4 protein-coding genes and 1 pseudogene are annotated in these 8,237 nt (G+C 42.5%); all 5 read right to left on the minus strand.

The window, feature by feature from the left end; translation table 11 throughout:
* Positions 1–12: 12 nt before the first annotated feature.
* Complete coding sequence (locus BSCG_RS05610; RefSeq protein WP_008776978.1) at positions 13–1,491, minus strand: RagB/SusD family nutrient uptake outer membrane protein; 1,479 nt, start codon at positions 1,489–1,491, stop codon at positions 13–15.
* A 20-nt stretch (positions 1,492–1,511) separates the two neighbouring features.
* Positions 1,512–4,727, minus strand: coding sequence for a SusC/RagA family TonB-linked outer membrane protein (locus BSCG_RS05605; protein WP_008776979.1), 3,216 nt, complete (start codon positions 4,725–4,727; stop codon positions 1,512–1,514).
* A gap of 162 nt (positions 4,728–4,889) precedes the next feature.
* Positions 4,890–5,876, minus strand: coding sequence for a FecR family protein (locus BSCG_RS05600; RefSeq protein ID WP_008646404.1), 987 nt, complete (start codon positions 5,874–5,876; stop codon positions 4,890–4,892).
* A 321-nt stretch (positions 5,877–6,197) separates the two neighbouring features.
* A complete protein-coding gene (locus tag BSCG_RS05595; protein ID WP_008776981.1) occupies positions 6,198–7,727 on the minus strand; it encodes a hypothetical protein in 1,530 nt (509 codons plus the stop codon).
* Between the two features lie 13 nt (positions 7,728–7,740).
* A pseudogene (locus tag BSCG_RS05590) lies at positions 7,741–8,237 on the minus strand (hypothetical protein); the annotation flags it as partial.

Genomic DNA, 8,237 nt, shown 5'->3' on the forward strand with positions numbered 1-8,237 from the left:
TTAATTAAGTTGTTAATACCCAGGATTCTGGTCTTTTGTCTGATCCAATGCCATATTATAATTAAATTCATCGGTAGGGATAGGCCACCAGTAGGCTGCATCTCCCACTTCGGATAAAGTCGAAATACGTCCGGCAGCCAAAGCTGCTTCTGCAAGCTTTCCACAACGCTTCAGGTCATTGTAGCGTTTACCCTCAAAAATCGTTTCGTAGCCACGCTCCTGCAACACCAGTGCAAGGAAAGCATCTTTACTTGCATAATCAGCCAGTTTGTAGTCTGAAGAAGAAGCTTGTGTCGGTTTCTGTCCGTAAGCACGTCGCCGCACCATATTCAATTTTTCCATGGCATCATCGGTAGGAGCTCCTTTCCAGCGACAAACAGCTTCTGCATAATAAAGCAGAATATCAGCATAACGATATACCGGGTTGTCATTGGAAGTTGTACTGCTCCCTGTCCATTCCGAATCTCTGAATTTCGAGCAGACCATACCCGTTTTAGTCAGTGCATTGAGTGTTCCATTCTGCGTTTGTTTATACAATCCGAACTGATAGCGTAAATCATTCTGGTCCCAATTCTGAATAAATTTATTCTTCTGATAATCGGTATAAATTCCTACAGCTCCCATATTCACGAAAGGATTGGGCTTGCAGAGATACATATAGGCGATGGTCGATCCACTATCGCGGTTGAACTTTATATAGAAAATTTCTTCAGAAGTGGCATTAGCTGTATGACCGTAAAGGTCGAGGAAATCATCCGCTTTGCCAACCTCAACCAGAGAATATCGTTTGGATGAAATAATTAAACCGGCTGCTTCAGCCGCTTCTTCATAACGACCGGCATAAAGGCAAGCTTCTGTTTTCAATGCCAATGCGGCATAACGCGAAGGACGTCCGGCAGCTTTAGCCACTTCCGGCAGATTGGATGCAGCATAATCGGCCTCATCAATCACAAACTTCCAGATATCAGCTTCCGGAGTGCGGGGTTTATTAAAATCATTCATGTTCTGTTCATCGAAAAAAGGAACGGCGCCCCAATTCCGTACCAGCCATGAGTAGGCGAATGCACGTAGAAAACGTGTTTCCCCAGTAAGGTTGTTATACTCCTGTTGCGAGAGTGGAGTATTACCTATACCGTCAAGAATATTATTGGCAAAACGAATGGCGCGATACAACACCGCCCAGCTATCTTTGGAGAAGCCCACCCCACCACTGGTAAGCCCGGTATCATAAGCTGTGGCATAGTTACCTCTTCCAATGCAATAATCCGCCAGTCCTTCTTCCAGAACAATCAGATAACGGCTGAATCCCGGATCACGACGGAGTTGGAAATAGATGGAATTGATAACACTCTCCACTTCTTTGGCATTCGCCATAAAAGTCGTTGCATCCACTTTCTTCGGATGTTCTTCCAAAGAGCCCATATCTTCACAGGATGTGTTCATTGCCAGGATCATAGCAAAAGCGGCAATATATATCAATAATTTTTTCATAAGACATCAGTTTTTATATGTTAGAAAGTGAGTCGGCATCCAATCGTATAAGTACGGGCACTAGGATAACAATACGAATCTACCCCCTGAATCATCGAGCTTCCGCCACCATTGGCATTTATATCCGGATCCCAGAAAGGGTAGCTCGTAATAGTAAACAGGTTTTGGGCACTCACATAGACACGGGCGCGCTTGATGAATTTGCTACGGGCACAAGGTACATCGTAGGCCAATTCGAGGTTTTTCAGTCTGACGAAGCTGCCGTCATAGACAAACCGATCGGACATTTTATAGGAAGTCTGGTCGAGATTGGGATATTTTGCGGTAGGATTCTCGGGGGACCAGTGATTGTAGTACACCTCGCGCAACGTATTCCCGTTATATCCATAATCATAAGCTTGTGCAGCCATACTAAGCGAATATATATCATTACCTATTGAACTCTGGAAGAAAGCGCTTAGCGTAAACCCTTTATAACTGACTGCTGTAGTCAGATTGACCAGAAAATCAGGATTAGGATCACCGATGATAGTCTTGTCTGCTGCTGTGATGGCAGGATCGTCATCCATATTCTTATATACAATATGACCGTTCTCATCATATCCATCTTCAACATATCCGTAGAAAACATACATTGGCTCACCCACACGCATCAGATTGAGCTGGTCTTTCAGAATGGTGTTATCCAATTCGCCACCGAAAATATCCTTATCTTCCGAAAGAACTAACACTTTGCTGCGATTGAGCGAAAAGTTGACACCCAAATCCCATTTCACAGCACGATCAATAATCCGCCCGTCGAGTTGCAACTCAAAACCCGAGTTACGGATGGAACCGATGTTACGCAGGGCAGTGGTGTATCCACTTGAACGAGGCATCTCTACATTGTTCAACAAATCAGTCGTTTTCTTCCGATAGTAATCTGCAGTCATGCGGAGGCGATTATTAAACAGGGACAGATCAACCCCCACATTAAACTGTGAAGTTGTTTCCCACTTCAAATCACCGGTGTAGGTATCTGACGGAACATACGCCACTGTTGTATTCTTATCGAATACTACATTTTCCGTCCTCAATGTGTTCTGCGTAGAATACGGTGAGATGGCAGTGCTACCGGTTACTCCGTAACTCAAACGGAACTTTAGATCTGAAAGCCACTCTACATCACGCAAAAAAGACTCTTGCGAAAGACGCCAGGCCGCTGCCGCTGAAGGGAAGTATCCCCATTTATTTCCTTTACTATAACGTGAAGAACCATCAGCACGAAGACTGGCAGTCAATAGATAGCGATCAGCATAATTATAGTTGACACGTCCCAAAAATGAGAACAAACGCCAATCTGAATAAGAAGATGTCGGCAACCCCTTAACGGTAGCTGCATCCATGTCATAGGTTTCGGTCACATCACTCAAGAAGCCTTCGGCCGTACCCGTTCCCGCAGTTTTCGATGTACTCTGTTCGTAGGTAAAACCACCCATCACACTCAAATGGTGTTTTTTTAGAAAACTCTTATTATAGGTTATGATATTATTACTTGTGATACCAACTGTTTCTCCAAATGTAATAGAGGCAGCTCCTTGTGAATTAGGGTATTGCAATGACTTATAATAATCTTTGCGATTCTGGTTATTGTTAACGTTGGCAGATAACTGAATTGAAAGTCCGTCTATCGGTTTTATTGTCAATGAAGCATTTGCCATAATCCGGTTGGCGTACCATTTATTATCCACTTCTTTCACATAAGCCAACGGATTTACCGGTGCAATCGGTTGTGTTTGGAAGTCATTCCAGGTTCCGTCGTCATAATGAGGTGTCGCTGTTGGCGGCAGAATCAGTGTAGAACCGATAACAGACGTTCCCCGGCTACCTCCCTGCGAATTCATCTGATTATGATTGGAGCGGCTGAAAATCAAGTTGCTCGACACGGTGACATATTTTGATATATGATAATTCAGGCTCGAACGGATAGACATACGTTTATAGCCACTTTCCTTCACGATACCTTGCTGATCGAAATAGCTGGCGCCTAACGTTCCCTGAACTTTTTCTGTACCACCAGAGACATTCACAGAGTGGTCGGTAACAAGTGCATTACGAAACAGTTCACGCTGCCAGTTGGTACTATGCCGAGTAGATTTAATCTCTTCATCGGTATATATCGTCGGCTGATTATTAATCGCTGCTTTTTCATTCAGATAGCTCATATATTCCCAAGCATCGAGTAGCTCAAGTTCTTTAGCCAGACTCTGCACACCGAAGCTGGCATTGTATTCCACCGTAATCTTCCCCTCTTTAGCTTGCTTCGTCGTAATCAAGATGACACCATTGGCACCGCGCGAGCCATAGATAGCAGTTGCGGAAGCATCTTTCATCACTTCAACAGATTCGATATCAGCCGTATTAATCATATTAATGTCACCCGGAAATCCGTTGATAATCCAAAGCGGTTCATTGTCACCCCGAATAGAATTGGAACCACGTACCCTCACTTGTATTCCGGCTCCCGGCTGGCCATTAGTTTGCTGAATCTGTACGCCTGACACGCGTCCCTGTAATGCTGACGCAACAGAAGTATTTGCATATTCAGTAATGATATCGCCTTTGACGGAAGCTATCGAACCGGAAAGGTCCCGTTTACGTTGTACGCCGTAACCTACCACTACTACTTCATCCAATGTCTCTGTATCTTCTTCAAGAACGAAATTCATTGAACGTACTCCGGCCACCACCTTTTTGCTCTGTGGGGCGTAACCTATAAACGTCACATCAATAGTGGCACTTTCTGGTACATTCTGCAACTCAAACTTTCCGTTAAAATCGGTAACCGTACCGTTGGTGGTACCTTTTACCAATACGCTCGCTCCGATGACCGCTTCTCCCTGCTCATCTTTCACCACACCCGAAATCGTCCGGTTGGTCTTCGTCTGCACCTTTTGTAAAACAATCTGTTTGCCTACTATTTCATACGCAATGTCACTTTTATCAAAGGCCTGTTTCAGCACATCCGAAAGATATTGAGAACCTCCTTTCAGGGAAACAATACGTGACAGAGGGATAGAATTATCGAACACAAAAGTATAATCTGTCTGTTTTTCAACAGCTTGTATCAGATTTTTTAAAGAAATCTGCCTGGCAGCGATATTGACTTTAGTCTCTTTCTGCGCCCATAGCGAAGGGCTGGAAAGCAGGCTGCCCAAAACAAGAATGCTACATAATATTTGTTTTAGCTTCAACATTGTAAACTCATTTAAGGTTAAATAAAGGAATTAATTATTACCTTTGTCTGCATAAAGCAAGGCGATACCTGTGCCATCCGTCTGACGGATAGCATACATACGCAGGTTTTGCTCTTCGGACGTGGAAGATGGCACTCTTCTGCGTCCTTTTTTATTCTTCGATTACTTTCTTCCGGTTATGCTCACCTCCTCTCCGTTAATAGTGTATGTAATCGGAGTCACCCGATTAATGATCTCAAGCATCTCTCGCAAAGATTCTGTTTTAATTGTCATCCAATAACGTTTATTTTCCGGTACATCATGCAATTGAATTTTGATGCCATACCATCGTTCCATTTTTTGAACTATTTCCTGCAGATTCTCATTTTCAATTTTCAGCTTGCCCAATCGCCATACGGATTCTACTTCAGCATCGCAAGCCGCCAATTTACACTTCTCCATTTCACGCAAAGGAATAATGGCTTTCTGATTGGGTTTCATATCTGCCAGCAGCTTGTCCGTTAAAGCCGAGACAACCGTCACGTGCCCTCTAAGCAGTACAACTTCCAATTCTGAATGGTCTCCATATCCATTGACATCGAATGCCGTACCATGAACCAACACTTTCACATCACCCACTGATACATCAAACTGTCTCTTACTGTCTCGCACCACATCAAAAAAGGCCTGTCCGTTCAATTTTACAGAACGGCGGTCTTTGGCATAATCCGTAGAATAGGTCAAAGTAGAACCGGAATTCAACCAAACTTTAGTGCCATCCGGCAAACTGACTTCAGCTTTCTGGCCAACAGGAGCTGTAAATGAGACTAATCCTACTTCTTCCTCTTCCGAAACCAGCAGAGAGAGTGAGAAGCCCAACACCAGTGCCAGCATAGCAGCAATTCCCACTGCCCGATACAACAACCGCCGCGTGTACATCTTCACAGGTTTCACCAGATTCAGATTACTCATTATCTTTCCCCACACACGTTCTTTATCAGGAATTACCGGATGTATTCCCGCATGAGCTATCTGCCAGCTCTCGCACAGTTCCTGAAATTCCTGTTCGTGCCCGGCATCAGCATTCCGCCATTCCATGATTTCTTTCTCCTCCTGCGGAGAAGCAGTTCCCAATAGATATTTAGATATGATAATATAAATGTCTTCCATATTTAAATGTGTTTTATAAGCTCTTTTATTAAATAGACCCGTAACTTTTGAATTACCCTGAAAGCATTCGACATTTTTTTCATAACACTCACTAAACAACTCTATTTTTTCTCATTTAATGCATAAGTCAATGACTTTACCCTAAAAAGAAAAATCACCCTTACTACGATATATTTGTAGTAAAGGTGATTTTAGTAAGCTCAAGGCTTTTCGGACTACTTTAACTATAGCCAATTATTAAGGAAGCATCTCAAATTCAGAGCCAACCCTCTTGATTCTTATATAAAATACATATTTTTTCATTCTTCCATTATAATAACCTTACTTCTGAACCACAATTTTCAACTTACAGGTACGTCCATAGAGTAATGCCACACCGTCATAAGTGAGTCCGGTTATGCCAGCTCCCGAATAGGCTGGCCCCTGGCTTCCTACCACTCCTGTAGGAGTAGCTATTTTACATCCTCCGGCAACTAATGCATCCATATCGTTTGCGGCTTCAATAACATGAATGACACCGTATTTGCCCGCCACAGTAACAAAGGCAATATAAGAATTGTCTTTTATCTGCAGACTACAAGGATCATTCGGGTATCCATCAGACGCATTGACTCTTTGCATTAACATATCGGCACCTCCTTTAGTTATACTTTCCAACATATTCAACGCCTCAAAAGTATGAACGTCCGAAGCCGCATTCGCCATCATCACATCAATACCAAGATCAGTAACCTTATCATCAGGGATAAGGGTAAACAGCGTTTTGTTGGTAGCAACACCTGCCGGTTTGATCCAGTCATTCACATCGTAAGCTCGCCCTATCGGTCCTCCACTAATTCTTGACGCACTGACATAAGAGAAACCTCTGTTTTTAACGGCAACAAAGCTTGGATTTCTCCATATATTGATGAAAGCAAAGTCTACGCTATTTGCCTTTGAGCCATATCCTTTAATTTCCTTCAGGCTTAATACATGCTTTTGCACACCTTGTACCATTATTCCCTCTATGGAGAAAATATAAGGTTGATCCGGTTCTGTTGAATGTTCCCATTCGGGTGCCATTTCGATATCGTTGAAAACAAGCGCAACATTATTGTCAACACCCTCAAGACCTTCGATATTGATAATCTTTTCCTCTTTCAACCCTTCTATATCTTCCACCACGATCTTGATTCCATTGGTCTCTTTATTGTCTACGACAGTTTTTAGGATAAATTCCATTTCCAACGGATTGCCTGATACCGGAATAGTCGTATATTCCTTCAGGTCACCCAGTACTTTATTACACAACGTATGTTTTATAGACTTAATGCCCACAGCTGAACGAATCACTACAGACAGAGAAACCTCTTCATCGGGTACTAAAACAGGGAAATCTGATGGTTCGGTGAATATCTGGGATGGAAGTTTAGTTATCTTTTTAATAGGTATTACCTTTTGTGCCGTTTTTGTCAAAACGTCCGTTGATGTTACCAATATCCCGGCTGCTTCACGCGTGTTGACCTTGACATTCAAGTCAAATTCAAGTGTCATATCAGTTTGCAGAGTATCTATCTTTAAACGTTGGCGTTCAGTCGCGTTTATCTCTTCATATTCTCCATTTTCATCCATCTTCAACAAGGTAGCATATATACTATGTATACCCACAGCAGAGAAACTTTTAGCAGATACAGTCACCGTCGAGTTATACTCCACCACATCTATTTCGGAAGGAGAAGTGAGTTCTACAGTAGGTGGCGGATACGCGTTGTCGTCCGAATAATCAGACTCACTATCACTACAATTTGTCAACAATAAACCCCATGGAAGGGCAAGTATCAGGATCATTATATTTTTGATATATTGCTTCATGACCGTTCATTTTTTATTTTAAAGATTCGATTTGTAATTGAAAACAATGTAAATCTCCGCTTACACTTGTTTCGGTTACCCCCCTAAAAGCCCATTTGTGTGAAGTCAGGACAAATATACAATACTCGGAGTCTCTATTTCTATTTTCCACTTCTACAAAAGAATAGGTATCAGAAGTTAAGTTAGAAGTAATTGCCGACTCAAGATTAGGCAATAACGCACGTTTAACAGTGCCTACCAGAACCGTCTGTTCGTTTACCTTTTTCTTGAAAACGTTGACAGCCGGAGCTATCAGGTCTTCACTATTTAATGATACAGAACAGAAGAGCATATCTACTCCGTTCACTGCTTCTGTTTTTGTTTCAAGATATCTGCAATCGTTTTTTACTACATATTGTGTCATTTCGGAAATAGTAGAAGGAAAAAGCACAGTACTGCCGATTATCTTTTTCTCTCCGTTACTATAGCTGACAGGTACAAACACCGGCACTTTCTTACTTTCAGGGATAG

The organism is Bacteroides sp. 2_2_4, from assembly GCF_000157055.1.
GTDB lineage: Bacteria > Bacteroidota > Bacteroidia > Bacteroidales > Bacteroidaceae > Bacteroides > Bacteroides ovatus.